The sequence below is a fragment of the Rhodococcus sp. P4_E4 genome (assembly GCF_056401575.1).
In genome coordinates this window covers 54081-72874 of the sequence record NZ_JBFUJB010000015.1, presented here as the reverse complement: position 1 = coordinate 72874, position 18794 = coordinate 54081, and the positions used below count along the sequence as shown (strand labels likewise).

At 63.3% G+C, this 18794-nt stretch carries 20 protein-coding genes and 1 riboswitch; of the genes, 7 read left to right on the top strand and 13 right to left on the bottom strand.

What is annotated here, in order from left to right; translation table 11 throughout:
• Nucleotides 1-73: 73 nt before the first annotated feature.
• The 4 genes from AC1DVN_RS17065 to AC1DVN_RS17050 all read right to left on the bottom strand — a co-directional run bounded on the left by AC1DVN_RS17065 (nucleotide 74) and on the right by AC1DVN_RS17050 (nucleotide 3086).
• On the bottom strand, nucleotides 74-1198 hold the full coding sequence (locus AC1DVN_RS17065; protein ID WP_477994065.1) for a glutamate--cysteine ligase: 1125 nt from the start codon (nucleotides 1196-1198) through the stop codon (nucleotides 74-76).
• Nucleotides 1199-1288: 90 nt separating this feature from the next.
• Nucleotides 1289-1990, bottom strand: coding sequence for a superoxide dismutase[Cu-Zn] (gene sodC, locus AC1DVN_RS17060; protein ID WP_477994064.1), 702 nt, complete (start codon nucleotides 1988-1990; stop codon nucleotides 1289-1291).
• A gap of 95 nt (nucleotides 1991-2085) precedes the next feature.
• Nucleotides 2086-2682, bottom strand: a complete 597-nt coding sequence (locus tag AC1DVN_RS17055; protein WP_020968855.1) for a LytR C-terminal domain-containing protein — start codon at nucleotides 2680-2682, stop codon at nucleotides 2086-2088.
• Nucleotides 2683-2735: 53 nt separating this feature from the next.
• Nucleotides 2736-3086 (bottom strand): DUF3263 domain-containing protein, encoded by a 351-nt coding sequence (locus tag AC1DVN_RS17050; RefSeq protein WP_019744500.1) that lies wholly within the window; start codon nucleotides 3084-3086, stop codon nucleotides 2736-2738.
• Between the two features lie 244 nt (nucleotides 3087-3330).
• Here AC1DVN_RS17050 and AC1DVN_RS17045 point away from each other — a divergent pair, with 244 nt between their 5' ends.
• The 3 genes from AC1DVN_RS17045 to AC1DVN_RS17035 are packed head-to-tail and all read left to right on the top strand — an operon-like array spanning nucleotide 3331 to nucleotide 5699.
• Complete coding sequence (locus tag AC1DVN_RS17045; protein WP_019744501.1) at nucleotides 3331-3930, top strand: peptide deformylase; 600 nt, start codon at nucleotides 3331-3333, stop codon at nucleotides 3928-3930.
• Between the two features lie 10 nt (nucleotides 3931-3940).
• Nucleotides 3941-4882: an N-acetylglutamate synthase, CG3035 family gene (locus AC1DVN_RS17040; protein WP_419789798.1), complete on the top strand. Its 942-nt coding sequence runs from the start codon at nucleotides 3941-3943 to the stop codon at nucleotides 4880-4882.
• 16 nt (nucleotides 4883-4898) lie between these two features.
• On the top strand, nucleotides 4899-5699 hold the full coding sequence (locus AC1DVN_RS17035) for an exodeoxyribonuclease III (RefSeq protein ID WP_019744503.1): 801 nt from the start codon (nucleotides 4899-4901) through the stop codon (nucleotides 5697-5699).
• Nucleotides 5700-5743: 44 nt separating this feature from the next.
• Here the strand turns inward: AC1DVN_RS17035 and AC1DVN_RS17030 are convergent, their stop codons facing one another.
• Nucleotides 5744-6175 (bottom strand): GNAT family N-acetyltransferase, encoded by a 432-nt coding sequence (locus AC1DVN_RS17030; protein ID WP_223257849.1) that lies wholly within the window; start codon nucleotides 6173-6175, stop codon nucleotides 5744-5746.
• 248 nt (nucleotides 6176-6423) lie between these two features.
• Here AC1DVN_RS17030 and thiC point away from each other — a divergent pair, with 248 nt between their 5' ends.
• Together thiC and thiD are read left to right on the top strand one after the other, a co-directional pair.
• Nucleotides 6424-8055 carry a phosphomethylpyrimidine synthase ThiC gene (gene thiC, locus AC1DVN_RS17025; protein WP_229757257.1) on the top strand — a complete coding sequence of 544 codons (1632 nt, stop codon included), beginning with the start codon at nucleotides 6424-6426 and terminating at the stop codon, nucleotides 8053-8055.
• A complete protein-coding gene (thiD, locus tag AC1DVN_RS17020; RefSeq protein WP_141487603.1) occupies nucleotides 8052-8894 on the top strand; it encodes a bifunctional hydroxymethylpyrimidine kinase/phosphomethylpyrimidine kinase in 843 nt (280 codons plus the stop codon). The genes thiC and thiD overlap by 4 nt, the downstream gene beginning before the upstream one ends.
• Before the next feature lie 4 nt (nucleotides 8895-8898).
• Here the strand turns inward: thiD and AC1DVN_RS17015 are convergent, their stop codons facing one another.
• The 7 genes from AC1DVN_RS17015 to thiO all read right to left on the bottom strand — a co-directional run bounded on the left by AC1DVN_RS17015 (nucleotide 8899) and on the right by thiO (nucleotide 15400).
• Nucleotides 8899-9750: an adenylate/guanylate cyclase domain-containing protein gene (locus AC1DVN_RS17015; protein WP_019744506.1), complete on the bottom strand. Its 852-nt coding sequence runs from the start codon at nucleotides 9748-9750 to the stop codon at nucleotides 8899-8901.
• A 137-nt stretch (nucleotides 9751-9887) separates the two neighbouring features.
• Nucleotides 9888-11342 (bottom strand): M20/M25/M40 family metallo-hydrolase, encoded by a 1455-nt coding sequence (locus AC1DVN_RS17010; protein WP_198586311.1) that lies wholly within the window; start codon nucleotides 11340-11342, stop codon nucleotides 9888-9890.
• Nucleotides 11343-11474: 132 nt separating this feature from the next.
• Nucleotides 11475-12245 (bottom strand): ABC transporter permease, encoded by a 771-nt coding sequence (locus AC1DVN_RS17005; protein ID WP_019744508.1) that lies wholly within the window; start codon nucleotides 12243-12245, stop codon nucleotides 11475-11477.
• Entirely contained in the window at nucleotides 12245-13234 is a 990-nt protein-coding gene (locus AC1DVN_RS17000; RefSeq protein WP_020968852.1) for an ABC transporter ATP-binding protein, read from the bottom strand. The genes AC1DVN_RS17005 and AC1DVN_RS17000 overlap by 1 nt, the downstream gene beginning before the upstream one ends.
• Before the next feature lie 129 nt (nucleotides 13235-13363).
• Nucleotides 13364-14116: a thiazole synthase gene (thiG, locus tag AC1DVN_RS16995; protein WP_007726857.1), complete on the bottom strand. Its 753-nt coding sequence runs from the start codon at nucleotides 14114-14116 to the stop codon at nucleotides 13364-13366.
• The gene (thiS, locus tag AC1DVN_RS16990) at nucleotides 14109-14324 is read right to left on the bottom strand and encodes a sulfur carrier protein ThiS (protein ID WP_003944402.1); all 216 of its coding nucleotides are present in this window, start codon (nucleotides 14322-14324) and stop codon (nucleotides 14109-14111) included. Before thiS ends, thiG begins: the two co-directional genes overlap by 8 nt.
• Nucleotides 14321-15400, bottom strand: coding sequence for a glycine oxidase ThiO (gene thiO, locus AC1DVN_RS16985; RefSeq protein WP_080910214.1), 1080 nt, complete (start codon nucleotides 15398-15400; stop codon nucleotides 14321-14323). Before thiO ends, thiS begins: the two co-directional genes overlap by 4 nt.
• Nucleotides 15400-15546, bottom strand: a riboswitch (TPP riboswitch). It overlaps the preceding gene by 1 nt.
• A 26-nt stretch (nucleotides 15547-15572) precedes the next feature.
• On the opposite strand from thiO, the gene thiE reads away from it, so the two are divergent.
• The gene (gene thiE / locus AC1DVN_RS16980; protein WP_279218890.1) at nucleotides 15573-16268 is read left to right on the top strand and encodes a thiamine phosphate synthase; all 696 of its coding nucleotides are present in this window, start codon (nucleotides 15573-15575) and stop codon (nucleotides 16266-16268) included.
• Nucleotides 16269-16624: 356 nt separating this feature from the next.
• Here the strand turns inward: thiE and AC1DVN_RS16975 are convergent, their stop codons facing one another.
• Entirely contained in the window at nucleotides 16625-17269 is a 645-nt protein-coding gene (locus AC1DVN_RS16975; RefSeq protein ID WP_477994063.1) for an NUDIX hydrolase, read from the bottom strand.
• A 158-nt stretch (nucleotides 17270-17427) separates the two neighbouring features.
• Here AC1DVN_RS16975 and AC1DVN_RS16970 point away from each other — a divergent pair, with 158 nt between their 5' ends.
• Nucleotides 17428-18789, top strand: coding sequence for a hypothetical protein (locus AC1DVN_RS16970; RefSeq protein ID WP_020968848.1), 1362 nt, complete (start codon nucleotides 17428-17430; stop codon nucleotides 18787-18789).
• Nucleotides 18790-18794: the final 5 nt, after the last annotated feature.

Here is an 18794-nt window from a genome sequence, read left to right as displayed (position 1 = left end):
TGGACGCAGACTGGACAATCGGTCTGTATGCCCGTATTTCGACCCTACGAAACCATCGGCAACACGGAGTGCTCTAAGTACCCAACTCCGCGACCAATGCGTCGACTACCGCAACCAGATCGCCGCCCGTCGCTTCCGCGACACGGCGTTGACGCTGGTAGGAGGCACCGCGACGGGGAATGTCCGCCACCGACGCCAACTCGTCCGTGCAGCCGAGTGAGACCGCAATCGGCGCCAAGTCGTCGAGCAGGCGATCCAGATCGTCAGTGACGAGGCACTCGTTTGCGTCGGAGTCGAGGATGATCTCGGCGTCCAGTCCGTATCTCGCTGCGCGCCACTTGTTTTCCTTGACGTGCCACGGCTGCATGTTCGGCAGAGTCTCACCGGCACTCAGTCTGCGGTCCAGATCGACGATGAGGCAGTGGACCAGAGCAACGAGAGCACCCAGTTCGGCGCGTGTCGAGACGCCGTCGAAGACCCGGACCTCGATGGTTCCCCACTTCGGCGCGGGACGGATGTCCCAGTGCATGCCGCCGATCTTGGTGATCACACCGGTCTTCATCTGGTCGTCGATGAACGACTCGTATTCGGCCCAGTTCTCGAACTGGTACGGAAGGCCGGCGGTGGGCAGCTGCTGGAACATCAACGCGCGATTGGACGCATAGCCGGTGTCCACACCGGCCCACATCGGCGAGGACGCCGACAGCGCCAACAGGTGCGGATAGCGCTGCAGCAGTGCGTTGATGATCGGGAAAACGCGATCCGCGGACGAGACACCCACGTGAACGTGCACGCCCCAGATCAGCATCTGCCGACCCCACCACTGCGTGCGTTCGATGAGTTCGTCGTAGTCGGGTGTCCGGGTGACCAGCTGCGTCGACCATTGCGCGAACGGGTGCGTGCCCGCGCTGATGAGATCGACGCCGAGCGGATTCGCAGCGCGGCGAAGCAGATCCAGTGACCTGTCGAGATCACTCATCGCCTCGCCGACCGTCGAGTGAATACCCGTGACGAGTTCGACGGTATTTCGCAGTAGTTCCTTGGTGATGTGCGGGGTTTCCGAGCCGGCAAGCTCTTCGACCGCCGAAAACACCTCGGCTGCTGTGTTGGAGAGATCTCTGGTCTTGCGATCGACCAGCGCGATCTCCCACTCCACGCCCAGCGTCGGGCGCGGCGAACCTGGAAATGGAACTACCACGCAGAGAATCCAATCACAGTGTCGGTAAAAACACCGTGCTGGCTACTGCGTGGTAGTCGCCGGAAGTGATGCAAAACTCAGGTGAGTTTGTCAGCTCTTGGTGATGACACCGCAAGCGACGCGTCCGCCGGCGTCACCGGTGTCGAGCGTCTGCTGATCCGGTGTCGGCGCGTAACGCGTCGGGATGTTGCCGAAGTTGTCCGCACCGGCATGGATCATGACGGATGTTCCACCGTTTGCGACCAGTTCGTCGACGGTGAACGCGTCGGTCGTGGTGACCAGCGTGGCGGTGCCGTCTTCGAGGACCTGAACCGAAGTGAGGTCACCGCTCGCCGGGTGGCCCGAGTGCCCCTCGGCCTGGAAGTGTCCGCCTGCCGAGAGGAAGTTACCCGGCTCTCCGCCGCTGGGAGCTACGGAATTGGTCTCGCACTTGGCGACCTGGTGAACGTGGAATCCGTGGAAGCCGGGGGTCAGGCCCTTGGCGTCGAGGGTGACCTTGACGTCGCTACCTTCCTGCGCGAACGTGACCGTTCCGACCTTGGCGCCGTCGGTGCCGTTCAGCGTTGCGGTGACAGTCTCGGCAGAAGCGCCGGCGTGAGCCGTCTCGGAACCGTGGCCGCCCGCGCTTTCGTGCGCGCTGGGATCGGCTGCACCGGTCCACACCGGAGGAGTCGTGCCGGGGACGCTGCTGGGCTCTTCGCTGTTACTGCAAGCGGTCAAGCCGAAAGCGGCAATCGCGACTACAGGGGCAACGACGCGCCAGGACAAACGCCGGGTGCTGCTGGGGGCCATCGAACCGCTCCTTTGAGGTGGCGAGAAAGTGCTTCTGATCATAACGGCGCGTGTAGTAGCTGGAACCGACGGGTCAGTTCCACCTTCACGACCGGTCAGTTGGAGGTCACGATCACGATCACGCCAGGTGACGCGTTCGCGATGCCGGCGAATCGAGGTTCTGCGGTGACTCCGAGTTCAGCTGCGATCTTCTGCGCCGCTGCCTTCTCCGCCGCGGACGATCCGTAGTACACCGTCGTCGTACTGACGGTGCCCTCGCTGTAGTTACCCGTCTCCTCGACGTTCCAACCTGCAGCCGTCAATTCCTCGGCAGTGCCTGCTGCCAGACCCGAGACGGTGCTGTTGTTGAGAACTCGAACGCTGATATTCGACGTGTCGACGCCGCTCGCGGAGCTGGAAGTCGTGGTCGTCGCAGTTCCCGAGGGACGCGACGTAGTGGTGGTATCGCCCGAAGCGGGTTGCGTCGTCGCTGCCGGCTTGGAAGTGGCAGATGCCGGTGCGGGGGCGCTCGTCGTGGCAGACGCCGAGGATTCGGTCTGCTCTGCTGCGGTGTTCTCGTCGCCCGATCCACCGTCGCTCGATCCACCCAGTGAGGCTGCTCCGAGACCGATGAACACGATCGCCAACGCGATCAACACCATGGCGATTGCGCGAAGCGGAGGTCCGGACGGCTGCTCTTTCGGGGTACTCACGATGTCGACCTTATCGCCAGTGTGTGGACAGCCCGATCATATGTACGCGTGATTCAGGTGACCTCGAAGCCGAGGCGACGGGCGGCCCTGGCCTTCTGACGGCTGGCACGCAGACGACGCAGGCGCTTGACCAGCATGGGATCAGCCGCCAAGGATTCGGGGCGATCGACCAAGGCATTGAGAACCTGGTAGTAGCGGGTTGCCGACATGTCGAACAACTCCTTGATGGCTTCTTCCTTCGCACCGGCGTACTTCCACCACTGGCGCTCGAAGGAGAGGATGTCGTGCTCGCGGCGGGTGAGGCCGTCTTCGCCCACCTCGTGCATGCCTGCTGTATCTGCTACCGAATCGTCGGCGCCAGTGCCTTCGGACTGGTTCCGACTACGCGCGGTTGCGCCGTCCATGTCACTCCTCGACTGCTGTGCTCGGCGTCAGCGAGACTCGTATGCCCGGTGTTCTTTTCCGACCGATATTCTCGCGGCCGTGAGTTTCCCGGTCCCCTGGCCCGAAGGTAACTCACAATTTCCCCCGCGGCCCACGTTCCGACCGAGCAACGAATTACATCGCTGTTCTTCAGCAACCATTGAACCATGATCGAGTGTGCGGGCCGTGATAACTACGCGGGCGCGCCGCACTATCCTTGTCCGCATGGCTATCCTCCCCATCCGAATCGTCGGCGACCCGGTACTGCACAAGGCGACAGAGCCGGTCACTCAGTCTCCGGCCGAGATCGCCGAACTGATCGCAGACATGTACGAGACGATGGACGCCGCCAACGGCGTCGGTCTGGCGGCCAATCAGGTCGGCGTTTCACTCCGAGTCTTCGTCTACGACTGCCCCGGTGACGACCGCAGCAGCGAGCGTCGTCGCGGCGTCGTCGTGAACCCGGTACTCGAGACGTCCGAAATCCCCCAGACGATGCCCGACCCGGAAGAAGACTTCGAGGGTTGCCTTTCCGTTCCCGGCGAGCAGTTCCCGACGGGCCGCGCCGATTGGGCGAAGGTCACCGGCACCGACGCCGACGGCAACCCGATCGAGGTCGAGGGCACCGGATTCTTCGCACGGATGCTCCAGCACGAGACCGGGCATCTCGACGGTTTCCTCTACACGGACGTGCTGATCGGCCGCAACGCGCGCGCCGCCAAGAAGATCATCAAGCGTTCCGGTTGGGGCAAGCCCGGTCTGACCTGGACGCCGGGCACCGTCGACGATCCGTTCGGTCACGACGACGACGATTACGAAGACTGAGAATTCCGCTCTGAACGGCAACATTTCGATCGGTAGCCGGGTGGTTTTGCGATACAAGCTCCCACCCGGCTATTCGCATCCCATGACCGACGTCATCGGCATCCTCGAGGGCGCCGATCCCATCGCCGTCCGCAGCGGCGACGGTCGGCTGGTCCAGGTCTCCGCCGATCAGGTGATTGCACTCAAGACTCTCTCGGCCCGCCCGATTCGCATCGGCGAGATTCGAAACCTCGAAACGGCTGCTGCTGCGGCGTGGCCGGGGGTCGAGCAGGCGTGGATCGACGGTTGGTTGCTGCGCGCCGGTCACGGCTTCACCGGCCGCGCCAATTCGGCTTTGCCGCTCGGTGGTGCGGGGACGGTTGCCGGCTTCGACGCGAGCACCATCGAGCGGATACGCCAGTGGTTCGGTGACCGCGGCCTGCCGACCCTGCTGCTCCTCCCCGATCGACTCGGCACCGCTCCGGACGGGTGGACCAGCGAGAAGGAAACCATCGTGATGGCCGCCGATCTGGGCAGTGTCACGCTGCCGCTCGGTCCTCCGGTCACCTCGTTCGCCGACCGCCCCGACCACAACTGGCTGTCGACGTACGACGCCCACGGAGATCCGGCGTACGTCGAGGCGGTCCTCACGGCTGTCGTGGGCAGTGCAACTTTCGGCGCGATCGGAAACACCGACACGACGCTTGCCATCGGGCGCGCTGCGCTCACCGAGGCACCCGATGGCAAGCGCTGGGTAGGACTGACCGGCATTCACGTCGCCCCTGAACACCGTCGTCACGGAATCGGGTCGCTGATCTGCGGAGATCTACTCTCTCGGGGTCGTCAGAACGGTGCGACGCACGCGTACCTCCAGGTTTCGGCGGAGAACTCCGCGGCGATCGCGCTCTACGAGCGGCTCGGATTCGTCGAACACCACCGCTACCGATACGCCACCGATCCTGTCGGCGGCTGACGCTAGGCTTGCCCTCGTGCGCATCGCTACTTGGAACGTCAACTCCGTCCGTGCCCGTACCGACAGGATCATCGACTGGCTCGGTCGATCCGACGTCGACGTCCTGGCAATGCAGGAAACCAAGTGCAAGGACGAGCAGTTTCCGTACGAACGCTTCAAGGAAATCGGCTACGAGGTCGCCCACGTCGGGTTGAGCCAGTGGAACGGTGTCGCCATCGCTTCCCGCGTCGGCTTGGACGACGTGCAGATCGGATTCGAGGATCAGCCAGGGTTCGACAAGGATCCCGAGGCAGACCCGGTCCGTGAGGCCCGTGCGATCGGTGCCACCTGCGGTGGTGTGCGGGTGTGGAGCCTGTACGTCCCCAACGGCCGTGAGCTGGAAGACCCGCATTACGCCTACAAGCTGGATTGGCTGGCCAAACTGCGCGACGACGCGGAGGGCTGGCTCAAGCAGGATCCCGACGCGCAGATCGCCCTGGTCGGTGACTGGAACGTCGCTCCTACGGACGACGACGTGTGGGATCCCGCTTTCTTCGAGGGCAAGACCCACACGTCGGAGCCGGAACGAGCTGCGTTCACCGCCTTCGCCGAGTCCGGGTTCGCGGACGTCGTTCGCCCGTACACCCCCGGCCCCGGTGTGTACACGTACTGGGACTACACGCAGCTTCGCTTCCCGAAGAAGCAGGGCATGCGAATCGACTTCATCCTCGGCTCTCCGGCATTCGCAGCGCGCGTCGAGGCGGCCGAGATCGATCGAAACGAGCGAAAAGGCAAGGGCGCCAGCGATCACGCTCCGGTGATCGTGAATCTCGGGTAGTTGTAAAGCTCGGAGCCTGATCGTCTGTTTGCAACCTCCGGCGGCTAGTCCTCGACGAGCAGTTCCAGATACTCGGGATGCTCGCCGAGGTACCGCTGAACATAGGTGCACACAGGCCGCACCGACCATTCACGTTCACGGGCGCAGTCCATCGCGAACTGCACGAGTACGGCTGCCAGTCCCTGCCCGCCGTACTCCTCCTTGACGACGGTATGCATGTACGCAACCACGTCGCCCGCTTCGGCTCCGCTCCCCGAAATCTCGTCCTCGTCGCGGTATCCGAGGATGCCGACCAACTCGTCGTCGGAGAGCAGTTCGAATCGTTCGTGCGACGGATTGTCCACGAGCGTGACTTCCGGTGAGGTTCCGGTTCTCGAGTTTTCGATGTCGTTCATTGCGGCGACCTCCACGGCACGATCTGCAACTGCGCGATCTGCGACTGCTGCGTTCGCACGCTCTCCATAACTGTGATCCATGCCACTCATAGAATCAGCTACCGACGACGCTGTCCCGGGTTCGACCAATTTTTGCACCGCGAACGACTCCACCGCAATCGCAGTGAAACGCTTTTTCGGGGTTGAGATAGAGTCGCCCGGTGCCGCTGTGACAGCGGGCACAAATTTCATACAACCACCACGGGGGCTCGCACCAGCGGGCTGAGAGGACGGCTAGGGCCGTCGACCGGATGAACCTGACCGGATAATGCCGGCGTAGGGAGCGCACCATGCAGGAGAAGTCTGTCCGTACGGCTGTTCACGCGACTGTCCACACCGCTGTGACAACCGGCCCGATCGAGGGCAGTAGCAAGCATTACGTCGAATCGGATTCTCTCCGGATCCCACTTCGACGCGTCACTCTCACCAATGGTGAGCATCTGGACCTGTACGACACGTCAGGTCCTTACACCGACACGGACGCCGACATCGACCTCGATGCAGGGCTCCCGACGACCAGGGACACCTGGGAACGCCCGGAAAGCAATCGGACGCAACTGGAATGCGCCCGAGACGGTGTGATCACCCCGGAGATGCGCTATTGCGCTGCACGCGAGGGCGTTTCAGCCGAACTGGTGCGTTCCGAGGTGGCTCGCGGGCGGGCGGTAATTCCCGCGAACCATCGCCACGGCGAGCTGGAGCCGATGATCATCGGCAAGAAGTTCGCCGTCAAGATCAACGCGAATATCGGGAACTCGGCCGTAACCTCCTCTGTTGCAGAGGAAGTCGAAAAGATGGTGTGGGCGATCCGCTGGGGCGCCGACACCATCATGGACCTGTCCACCGGCAAGGACATCCACCTGACCCGTGAATGGATTCTGCGCAACTCACCCGTACCGGTCGGCACGGTACCGATCTACCAGGCACTCGAGAAAGTCAACGGAGATGCCACTGCTCTGACATGGGAAATCTACCGCGACACGGTAATCGAGCAGTGCGAGCAGGGCGTCGACTACATGACCGTGCATGCCGGTGTACGAATCGGTTACATCGCTCTGACTGCTGGTCGCGTCACGGGAATCGTCTCGCGCGGCGGCGCGATCATGGCCGCGTGGTGCATGCACCACAGGCAGGAATCGTTCCTCTACACCCACTTCGACGAACTGTGCGAGATCTTGCGCCGATACGACGTCACGTTCTCCCTCGGTGACGGGCTTCGACCGGGATCGATCGCCGACGCCAACGACGCCGCCCAATTCGCGGAGCTTCGCACTCTGGGAGAACTCACGCAGATTGCGAAATCCGCAGGAGTCCAGGTCATGATCGAGGGCCCCGGACACGTTCCCATGGACAAGATCGAGGAAAACGTCCGTCTGGAAGAAGAGCTCTGCGACGAGGCACCGTTCTACACCCTCGGACCGCTCGCTACCGATATCGCGCCGGCGTACGACCACATCACCTCCGCCATCGGTGCGGCGATGATCGCACGGGCGGGAACGGCGATGCTCTGTTACGTCACGCCCAAGGAACACCTCGGCCTGCCCAACCGAGACGACGTGAAAACCGGTGTGATCACCTACAAGATCGCTGCCCATGCAGCAGACCTGGCAAAAGGACACCCGAATGCACAGGCCCGCGACGACGCACTGTCCAAGGCGCGCTTCGAATTTCGCTGGTTGGACCAGTTCGCTTTGTCACTCGACCCGGACACCGCCAGGGAGTTCCACGACGAGACACTGCCGGCCGAGCCCGCCAAGACCGCACATTTCTGCTCGATGTGCGGGCCGAAGTTCTGCTCGATGCGGATCTCGGCGGACGTACGTCAGTACGCGGAAATCCTGGAAGCGGAAATTCCGGAAACCGAGTCCATCCGGACCGAGCTGCCGTTTCCCCAGGTCCGGTCGGTAGGCTCGTCGTCGTGAAGCTGCTGCCCCTGACCCCCGCCGGACAGACCCCGATTCGGGCATTGACCATCGCCGGAACCGACTCCGGCGGCGGAGCCGGCATTCAAGCCGATTCCCGCACGATGGCGATGTGCGGAGTACACGCCTGTGTGGCCGTCGCCGCTGTGACGGTCCAGAATTCGGTGGGCGTCAGCGGATTCCACGAGATTCCGCCGGAGATCGTCGCCGACCAGGTGCGCGTCGTGGTCTCGGACATCGGCGTCGGCGCAGCGAAGACGGGAATGCTGGCCTCGACGACGATCATAGAAGCGGTAGCCGCAGTTTCCGCCGAGGTGGGGATCGGCCGCGACCGACCGATCCCGCTGGTGGTCGACCCCGTGTGCGCGTCGATGCATGGCGATCCGCTGTTGCACGAAGAAGCTCTCGACGCGGTCCGCAACACCTTGATTCCGGCTGCCACGGTGGTCACTCCGAACCTCGACGAGGTTCGGTTGATCACCGGCATCGAGGTCGTCGACGACAAGAGCGCCCGCCAAGCGGCAGAAGCGTTGCATGCGCTCGGCGCTCAATGGTCCATCGTCAAGGGCGGCCACCTTCGTACTTCGGAGTTGTCCACCGATCTGTTGTTCGACGGCGACCGTTTCCTCGAATTCAGCAGTGCCCGGATCGACACCGGCAACGATCACGGCGGCGGAGACACGCTGGCCGCTGCGATCACTTGCGCTCTCGCACATGGCTATTCCGTTCCGGACGCGGTGGCGTTCGGCAAAGAGTGGGTGACCAAGTGTCTCGAGGCGTCGTACGACCTCGGCGCAGGACATGGTCCGGTGTCCCCGCTTTGGCGGCTCCAGGTCTAGTGCGCTAGTTCCGGCGTACGCGCCAGATTCCCAGGTCGACGGGAACTCCGTTGGGAGTGGTCGCGAAGAACCCTCGTCGCCATGGCCGGATCGTGAGATCGAGATCCTCCAGGGTGCCGGCTTCGAGTTCCTCGAGAGTTGTCGCCGACATCATGACGTTGCCGTCGCCGCCCAAGCCCATCATCCGGGCGGCGATGGTCACGTCGACGCCGAGCCAGTCGTCGCCGATCTGGCGCGGAGTACCCGTGTGGAGGCCGACGCGCATTCGTGGGGTGTATCCGTCGAGGTCGACTTCCGCGAGTGCGTCCTGCGCGGTGAACACCGCCTTCAAAGCCGCATCCGGGCGAATGAACACGGCCATCAGACCGTCGCCCATCCGTTTGACGACGTGTCCGCCGTTGTCGGTGATCGGGGTTTCCACGGCCTGCGCCACGGCACGCAGGAGCGTCAGCGTGGCGCCGTCACCGGCTTCGAGTGACCAGGTGGAGAAGCCAACCAGATCGGTGAAGACGATGGTCAGTTCTTGATCACCGCGGCCGCGGCCCATCTTTTCCAGCGCCGCCTGCCACACCTGCAGTGCTCCGAGGCTCACTTCGCGAGTGGCTGCCGGCTTCTGATCGAGCAATCTGTCAGCGACGCGGGCCACGGCACGAGCACCGCCAGGACCTGCCAGCGAGAGCGGGTCTCCGAACCCGGGATCACCGGGTAGTGCCCGCCTCAGCCGTCGTAGCGCGTCGATGAGCTGCTGCCGACGGTTCAGTTCTGCCGCAGAGTTCAAGACGACGTCGACGACGCCTCGAACCGAGGAGGAAGGAGCACCTGTCGTGTCGGTGCCCTCCGGGGACAGATCAGCCATAACTCAAGCGTAACTCAGAGTTACAGACAGTGTGCTGCCGCCGTTCTCGCACAGTGGCCTCCTGGTCGCTCGCACAGTCGATCATTCGGTCATTCGGTCAGTCGATCATTCGGTCAGTCGATCATTCGGTCAGTCGATCATTCGGTTCTGGCCTGCGTTCGAGCATCGCCGACGGGAACGCCGTTCGGCCCGCTCAAATCCTGGGCATACGTCGCAACTCCGAAGGCTACTGCAGAGGCGTTGGCCGCGAGCGCTTCGCGATCGATGTTCGCGAGGTTGTCCTGTGCACTGTGGTAGTTCGGGTCGAAGGTCTCGTCCGCTTCGCCGCCCCACTTCTCGGCCTGAGCCGGCGTCTTGCGTTCGTCCGCGCCGCTGAACACTCCGCCCGCCGGGATTCCGATCTCGATGAACGGGCCGTAGTCGGAACGCCCGTCGAAGTCAGTTCCGTCCGCCGCAATCCCTCGCCCGCCGAGAAAATCGACGAAGGTGCGCTCGATGCCCGCCGACCCCTCGGGCCCTGGCCCCTCCCCGACGGCATCCGAGTTGTCACCGTCGTAAGCCAGGTATCCGGCATTGGGCGAACCGAGCATGTCGAAATTCAGATACAGGGCGATGTCGGCCCGTTCCTGATCGCTCAGACCTTCCACGTAACGGGTGGAGCCGACCAATCCCACTTCTTCCGCTCCCCAGAAAGCGAAACGCACGGCATTCTCGATGCTCGGTGAGCTTCCCATCTGCAGCGCGGTTTCCAGCACGGCTGCGGTGCCGCTTCCGTTGTCGTTGATTCCGGGACCTTCCGGCACACTGTCCAGGTGGGCGCCCACGACAACCACGTTGTCGGTCGCGCCGGTCTTGGTCTGTGCAATCACGTTGCGCGACTTCGTCGTTTCCGTCGACGTGTCGAGAATCAGCGTGAGGTCTCCGGGCGCTACGGCAAGAGCCTCGCCCGACGCCTTGCTCACCCCGCCGGTCGGGATGCGGGCGTCTTCGGGTTCACCCAAGGTTGCCCCGCCCAGCATCGCGTCCTCGTTGTTGGCAACCAACAACGCTGCCGCGCCGCGGTCAGCGGCGATCTTCTGCTTGTCGCCGAACGGGCACACTCCGCGGGTGACCAGCACGATTGCACCATTCACGTCACGGCCGTCGTAGTCGGTGGCCTCGCAACCTGGTGTCTCGTCGGCGGGAATCACCACCAGGCGTGCCGTGATTCCGGTCGGTCCCGTGGAGGGGGAATATGTCAACGCCCGCACCGGAACATCGGAGCCGTCAGTAGCTTTCAGGGATTCGGTGCCGGGATCGAAGGAGCTGAAGTCGAATTCCGGGGTACTGACGTCGAAGCCCTTGTCTTCGAGCAGGTTTGCCACGTAGTCGACACTGGCGTCGTAGCCGGGGGTTCCGGCCGATCGATTGCCGTCGTTGTTACCGGCGATCTTCTCGAGTTGCTCCAGATGCCCGGTCACGGCGTCGACCGTAACGGTCTCGGAGAATGCCACCGGATCTGCCGGGACGGCTGCTTCACTTCCTGACGACGAGCATCCACTCACCACGAGTGCTCCAGCCATTCCGACCACAACCACACCGAAGAGTCTCATCTTCGGAGGATATCGGCCGGAGCACAGGAAAGGGACCCAGTACGAATGGTTTTTCGTACTGGGTCCCTACTCTGCTGTCACTCCGCGTTCTCGGTAGGTCTCCCGACAACACCTACCGAGGGAGCGACAAGATCAGGCGTCGCGACGATTCACGATGACAATACTTGCTCCGAAAATCACCAGAACGAAGGCCGCGAAGTAGATCAGGCTGCCCCAGGGTCCCCAGTGGAAATCAAGGCTTCCGCCGCCAGGGCTGAGGAAGTGGTTTGCATTCGCGAACGGCAGGAACGGGGTGATCTTCTCGCCGACACTGCCGAACAGTCCGAACAGGCTCTCGATGAGCAGCGGCCAGAGCAGGAGCAACGCAATAGCGCCCGCCGACTGGCGGATGATCGATCCGACGCCGACAGCAAGAATCACGCAGAGGAAGGCGTACACCGGGATGCCGTAAATCGCACGCCAGTCATCGCCGGTCGACAGCGTCAGGCCCGTGCTGGCCTCGGTACCGGCCATGGCTTTGGCCACCGCGTAGGACCCGAAGGCGAGGACAAACGTCAGCACCGCGCCGAAGGCGCCGATGAGGCCGGCTTTGGCGATGAGAACCGAGGCACGGTTCGGAACTGCCTGGAAGGTGGTGCGGATGGTCCCGAAGCGGTACTCACTGGTGACCGCGAGGGCCGCCATGATCATGAGAACCATGATTCCGAAACCCGAGATGCCGGCCGTGGCAACGGCGGTGTCGAGGTCAGGTGCTCCCTGGACGTCGGAGGACGTCAGAGCCGACTTGGCAACCGCGCCCATGATGGCCGCGAAGCCGAGAGCGAGCACGACGATGATGACCGAGCACCAGAGCGGCGACTTGGTCGTGGTGATCTTGATACGTTCAGCACTGAGAACAGCCATTACAGTGCACCTCCCATAGCCTGCTGTGTGTTTGCCTGCTGCGTATTTGCATGGTGTGCACCAGCACCCGGATCGATACCTGATGCGTGGTACTGGACATCGTCTCCGGTCAACTTCATGAACGCATCCTCGAGCGAACCCTGCTGGGACGCCAACTCGTACAACACGATTCCCTGCGAACCAGCCAGACCGCCGATCACATCAGTCGTCGAATCCACGACCACCAACGCCGGCGCAACACCGGAACCGTCCTCACGCACCGTCAACCCCTGCGAGAGCAACACACTGCGCAACGCATCGAGCTGAGGACTGCGCACCCGCACCGTCGACTCCGACGAACGATCCACGAACTCCGCGACCGTCGAATCCGAAATCAACCGACCCCGACCGATCACCACCAACTGCTCCGCCGTCAACGCCATCTCCGAGAGAAGGTGACTCGACACCARCACCGTGCGGCCCTCGGCSGCCAACCGCTGCATGAACTTACGAATCCAGACGATGCCCTCCGGATCGAGACCGTTGACCGGCTCGTCGAACAACAACACCTTCGGATCACCCAACAACGCACCCGCCAACCCGAGACGCTGCGACATACCGAGCGAGAACCCGCCGGCCTTCTTGCCCGCCACCTCGGACAACCCGACCAACCCGAGCACCTCGTCGACGCGGGACTTCGGGATCCCGTTCGAAGCGGCCATCCACTGCAGATGCGCCCGCGCACTGCGATTGGGATGCACCCACTTCGCATCCAACAACGCGCCCACCGTCCGCAACGGCGTCTTCAACTCCCGGTACGGCTTGCCGTCGATCAACGCCGCACCCGACGTCGGCTGATCCAAACCCAGAATCATCCGCATCGTCGTCGACTTACCCGCACCGTTGGGGCCCAGGAAGCCCGTCACGATGCCCGGCTTGACCGTGAACGACAAATCGTCCACCGCTTTCGTCGGTCCGTAAACCTTGGTCAATCCCCTCAGTTCAATCATGAGGAGAACTCTGCCCTACCGGCAATGACCAGCACATCGGCCACAGGTCTAGTTCCGAGTGGTACTCAGGTAGGACATGAGTCCGGGCAATTCGGGCAGAACCCCGAGAAATCACCCGGATCTCGTCCCTCAGGACGACGCTTGAGCCCAGAATCGCTTGGGGATCCGGCCGGCGTGCCGCGCCTCGAAACCTGCCACGACAGCGTGACGCATCGCCGACGCCATCAGCGCGGGATTCTTGGCCCGCGTCACCGCTGTCGCAAGTAGGACCGCGTCGCAGCCCAACTCCATGGCAAGGGTGGCGTCGCTGGCCGTTCCGATCCCGGCGTCGAGGATGACGGGTACGCCGGCGCGCTCGACGATCATCTCGATGTTGTGCGGATTCGCGATACCAAGCCCGGTGCCGATGGGTGAACCGAGCGGCATGACCGCGGCGCAACCAACCTCTTCGAGGCGAAGCGCCAGCACCGGATCGTCCGTCGTGTACGGCAGAACGGTGAATCCGTCGTCCACCAATTGTTCTGCGGCGGAGACGAGTTCGATTGCGTCGGGCAGCAGTGTCCGCTCGTCGGCTATGACTTCGAGTTTGACCCAGTTCGTCTCGAGCGCTTCGCGTGCCAACTGCGCCGTCAGCACTGCTTCGGCGGCGCCCCGACACCCGGCGGTGTTCGGCAACGGTTCGATTCCGAGGCGACGAAGCAGGTCCAGAACGCCGGTGCCGCCGGCCGCGTCGACTCGCCGCATCGCGACGGTGGTCAGTTCGGTGCCGGAGGCGACGAGCGCTTCCTCGAGCACCGCAAGGTTGGCGGCGCCGCCTGTTCCGGTGATGAGCCGGGAACCGAAGCTGCGGCCAGCGATAGTGAGAAGGTCCTGCTCAGCCACCCTGCACCGCCGTGAGGATCTCGATTTCCCAACCACGTCCGACGGATTCGTCCCAACGCCCGCGAGGAAAGAGCGCACCGTCGACGGCGACGGCGATACCCTTGCTCGGCAACTCGAGGTGCGTCAGTAGCTCGGTCACCGTGACTGCTCGATCGAACTCGAGATCTTCGCCGTTGACGGTGATCCCGATCGGGACCTGCTCACTCATGAATTTTCCTTAACTACTGCGAACCGCTCGGGTTCGGTTCCTTTTACCTCGACCAAAGATGTGCCGTTCAGCAACGCGACCGTCGCATCGGCGGTGACGGGCGTCAGCAGGACACCGTTGCGTCCGTGTCCGGTGGAGACGACAACACGATCGGACACGCGCCCGATCAAGGGCAGGTTGTCCGGCGTCATGGGACGCAGGCCTGCCGCGCATTCGTACAGTTCGTATTCGCCGATCGCCGGCATCAGTGCCTCGGCGTCGTTGATCAGGTCGCGTACTCCGGCCATCGTGACCTGTGTGTCCTCACCGGACTCGTATTGTGTTGCGCCGACGACGATTCCGTCACCGCGCGGGACGAGGTAGGCGGGCCGCCCGTGGACGCTTCCGCGGATGGTGCGGCTGGGCGCCGGGGTGACTCCAGGCCTACTCCGCAGGCGAAGGATTTCGCCCTTGACCGGGCGTACCGGTAACCCGGGCCACAGCTTGGGTGACGCGATACCGGCGGTGAGCACTATCTGGTCGGTATCGAGTTCGGCGAGGTCGTTGACGGCACGCGCGATCAATTCGACACCGGATTCCGCACAGGCCTTCTGCAACGCCTCCAGCAGAAGTCTGTTGTCGACGGCGGACTCACCGACAGCCATCAGTCCCGACCGGATGCCCCGGCCGAGCATCGGTTCGAGTTCGCGGATGCGGGCGCGACCGAGAACTTCGAGTTCATGGCCCTGCGCGGTCACCCACTCGGCGATGGTCTGCAGGTCCTGCGCGTCGGCCGCATCGAGTGCAACCGTCAGCGAACTGTCCGCGGTGAAGACCGATGGCCCGAACTTTCCGAGCTCCTCACCGAACGTCGGCCACCGTTCCAGGGACGCCGCACCAACCGTCAACGCTGTCTCTTCACCCGGCCAGCCTTCGGAAAGCGGGGCGAGCATTCCGCCCGCCACCCACGAAGCACCTGATCCAATGGACGGGTCGTACAACCGAACGGACCACCCGTCGCGGGCGGCTCGCCACGCAATGGCGAGACCGATGACACCGCCGCCGACAACCGACACCGTACGAGCGTGTGTACTCACGAAACTCCACCTCCACTTCCTGCGCCGGCATGATCCGGGTCAGGTCTGACGGTCGGGATCTGGTCGCGATCCCCTCTCAGCCCCACGAACCTCGCAGTCACGACAAAAAGTGACAACGACGTTTCAGGACTCCCGTGTCGAACCTTGCTCCCTAGAGGCTACCGTTTGCTCCGTGCACCCCACACATCCCAGTAACGTCATCGACCGGCGCGAGCGCCTGGCAGCAGCACGGCTGTACCTGTGCACCGACGCGCGCCGCGAGAAAGGCGACCTCGCGCAGTTCGCCGAGGCAGCATTGTCCGGCGGAGTCGACATCATCCAATTGCGTGACAAGGGCTCTGCCGGTGAGCGCGAGTTCGGCCCGCTCGAGGCCAAGGACGAATTGGTAGCGCTGGGCATTCTCGCGGTCGCAGCGCGACGCCACGGCGCATTGTTGGCCGTGAACGATCGCGCGGATCTCGCGATGGCTTCCGGTGCCGACATCCTCCACCTTGGCCAGAACGACATTCCCGTCCCCTACGCGCGAACCGTTGTCGGTGAAGACGTCGTCATCGGGCGTTCGACGAGTAGTCGCGCGCAGGCGAGTCTGGCCGCAATCGAAGAGGGCGTCGACTACTTCTGCACCGGGCCGGTCTGGGCGACACCGACCAAACCGAATCGAAGTGCGTCCGGTCTGGAACTGGTTCGATCGACCGCCGACGCCGCACCGCCGCGCCCCTGGTTCGCAATCGGCGGCATCGACGAGGAACGCCTGCCGGAGCTGCTCGATGCCGGTGCCACGCGCATAGTCGTCGTGCGTGCAATCACGCACGCGTCGGATCCCCAGGCGGCTGCGCAGCGCCTCGCCGCGGCCGTCACTGGACGCTGAAAACCGGTAACTGGCGACCGTCAACTGTTTGCCGGGCGATTTCTGCACAGTTACGGGTCAGCACGCCTGACTCGAAACATGAACGGAAGTTGTCCGATCAGACAACAAACCCCCAGTTCCTAGGTGCGATTGGATGTCCGAAAAGTCGGATTAGGTGATCTTGATCACAGTTATTTCGATTGCGTGTCGCATCCCATTCGGTTTGTTGTAGTTTACTCCCAGTTACTAACTGAAACCTAGGAGCACTAAATGGGATCCCTCGACACCGGCTCGCTCAGCACCGAATCGCTCGAAGACCTGAACCTCGGCAAGATCAGCCTCCTGAGGAGTCCGGCCCTTCTGCTGTATATGCCCTGTTAAGACTGCGTACTCGACGCCTCGGACAGGTTCTGGTCACTGCCTGACTGCTCACTGCCTTGGTGGGAACTGCCTTGGTGGGAACTGCCTTGGTGCGAGCTGCCCGACAACCATCCGAAGCCACCGTCTTCGAGTACGACGGTGTGTGGGTCGCCGCCCTGTAGGTCTTCGGTCTCGGCTGGTACAGGCGCAGTTCGGAGCTCGGGCCACGAGGAACCGAATCCCGGATGCAATGGCAGCGAATCGACGTCGGCTTCACGCACCCACCGCAACTCGGTGCTCTCACCGTTGGCAACCGTAGACAGTGGATGTGCCGCATCAGCCACAACGGTGGTGTAGGTCCACCCGCTCTCAGCATGCATCGTCACTACCTCACCGCGGACGCGAACGGCGTCTTCGGCGATTCCGGCTTCTTCGTGTGCCTCCCGGACAGCGGCGTGCGTCGTGCTTTCGTGTGAGTCCCGTGCTCCACCGGGCAATGCCCAGGTACCACCTTGATGGCTCCACGCCGCACGATGCTGCAGCAAGACCAGGGGCGATCCGTCCGAATCGGGGGCGCGCAGAAGCAGTCCAGCGGCTCCGTGTTTACCCCAATGCCGAGTACCGTCCGGTCCGATCGACCAACCGTCACCGTCACCACGCATCGACTACCTCGCTCCGCCTGCTCTCGCCGTTGTCCCACACTAACCGTTTCAAACTGCTCCAGGTGTAGGTGATGCTTATATGCTCGCGAAGATGCCCTGAATCATTTCTCGGCGGCGTCATTTCTCGGTAGCCCGCCTACAGCGAAGTGAGGTGCTCGATGGTCGACCGTGTCGTCCCGTCCATCGAACCCCGGTCGCTGCCGCCCGCCGAGGGCACTTCGGTATCGGCGGAGGACGAGCGAGCACTTCTGCGGCGCGAACTCCAGGCATTCATGTCCTCGACGCCTGGCCGGTTGACCGTCGTCGGAGTGATCTTGATTGCGATCACCTTGATCGCCGGACTCCTCGCCACCGCAGCGATCGAGAACCGACAGGCGAACCTCGACCTCCTCCTCGTCGAAACCGAACCTCTCGCCAACTCGGCCCAGAACCTCTACAGCGCGTTGTCTTTGGCAGACGCCGCCGCGGCCACCGCCTTCATCTCCGGCGGCCTCGAACCCGCCGAAGTACGCGACCGATACACGCAGTCGATCGGTGAGGCGTCGGCGGAGATCGTCCAGGCATCGGCCGGTCTCGACTCGACTGATCTTGCCGGGCACAGCGCGTTGACCACCATCTCGACCGACCTCTCCGTCTACACCGGGCTGGTCGAAACTGCACGGGCGAACAATCGCGTCGGAAACCCGGTCGGGGCAGCATATTTGAGCGAGGCCTCGCAGTTGATGCAGACCTCGCTGCTGCCGATGGCTCAGCAACTGCACGCCTCGCAGGAGACCCTGGTCTCGCAGGTACAGCGCGATTTCGAGACTCCACCGTGGTGGCCGATCGTGGCATTCGTCCTCGTGTTGTGCGCGCTGGTGGCAACACAGGTGTACTTCTCCCGCAAGAGTCGCCGACGCTTCAATCTCGGGTTGATCCTTGCCTCGCTCGCCGTCGCGGCTGCGCTGCTGTGGCTGCTCACCGTCGGACTGGTGTCCGCACTTGCCACCGGACGTGCACTCGACGCGGGCGCCGAGCCACTGCACGAACTGACCGAGGCCCGGATCATGGCACAGCAGGCACGTACCGTCGAAACCCTCACGTTGGCGAGACGGGATTCAACTGCCGAGGACAACGTGACGTTCACTCGCAAGGTCGACGCCCTGCGCGACATCCTCGAGGGCCTACGCAGCGACGAACGCGCCCGAGTGAACAACGAGGTGCTGACCGCCGCACTGGATTCGCGCGAGCAATGGGTGGCTGCGCACACGCGCATGTACGACCGTCTCGGGACCGGCGACTTCACTTCCGCTGCCGCCATCACCATCGGCTCCGGAGAACAGGATTCGGCCGCGGAATACGGAAAGCTCGATCACGAACTCTGGCAAGGAATCGTGGATTCGCGCACAAATCTTCGGTCCGACGTCTCGTACGCCTCACGTGTGTTGGCTGCCTCTGCACCGGGCATGACTGTATTGGCAGTTCTCGGAGTTGCCGGAATCTTCATCGGGTTCTGGCCCCGACTGCGGGAGTATCAGTGACGGGA

What these genes read in the sequence shown, in the direction of transcription:
- AC1DVN_RS16975 (WP_477994063.1), bottom strand. Translation starts at nt 17,269, where the DNA reads ATGCGTGGTGACGGTGACGGTTGGTCGATCGGACCGGACGGTACTCGG.
- thiS (WP_003944402.1), bottom strand. Translation starts at nt 14,324, where the DNA reads ATGAGTGAGCAGGTCCCGATCGGGATCACCGTCAACGGCGAAGATCTC.
- AC1DVN_RS17015 (WP_019744506.1), bottom strand. Translation starts at nt 9,750, where the DNA reads ATGGCTGATCTGTCCCCGGAGGGCACCGACACGACAGGTGCTCCTTCC.
- AC1DVN_RS17050 (WP_019744500.1), bottom strand. Translation starts at nt 3,086, where the DNA reads ATGGACGGCGCAACCGCGCGTAGTCGGAACCAGTCCGAAGGCACTGGC.
- AC1DVN_RS17030 (WP_223257849.1), bottom strand. Translation starts at nt 6,175, where the DNA reads ATGGATCACAGTTATGGAGAGCGTGCGAACGCAGCAGTCGCAGATCGC.
- thiC (WP_229757257.1), top strand. Translation starts at nt 6,424, where the DNA reads ATGCAGGAGAAGTCTGTCCGTACGGCTGTTCACGCGACTGTCCACACC.
- AC1DVN_RS17005 (WP_019744508.1), bottom strand. Translation starts at nt 12,245, where the DNA reads ATGGCTGTTCTCAGTGCTGAACGTATCAAGATCACCACGACCAAGTCG.
- AC1DVN_RS17045 (WP_019744501.1), top strand. Translation starts at nt 3,331, where the DNA reads ATGGCTATCCTCCCCATCCGAATCGTCGGCGACCCGGTACTGCACAAG.
- AC1DVN_RS16970 (WP_020968848.1), top strand. Translation starts at nt 17,428, where the DNA reads ATGGTCGACCGTGTCGTCCCGTCCATCGAACCCCGGTCGCTGCCGCCC.
- sodC (WP_477994064.1), bottom strand. Translation starts at nt 1,990, where the DNA reads ATGGCCCCCAGCAGCACCCGGCGTTTGTCCTGGCGCGTCGTTGCCCCT.
- AC1DVN_RS17010 (WP_198586311.1), bottom strand. Translation starts at nt 11,342, where the DNA reads ATGAGACTCTTCGGTGTGGTTGTGGTCGGAATGGCTGGAGCACTCGTG.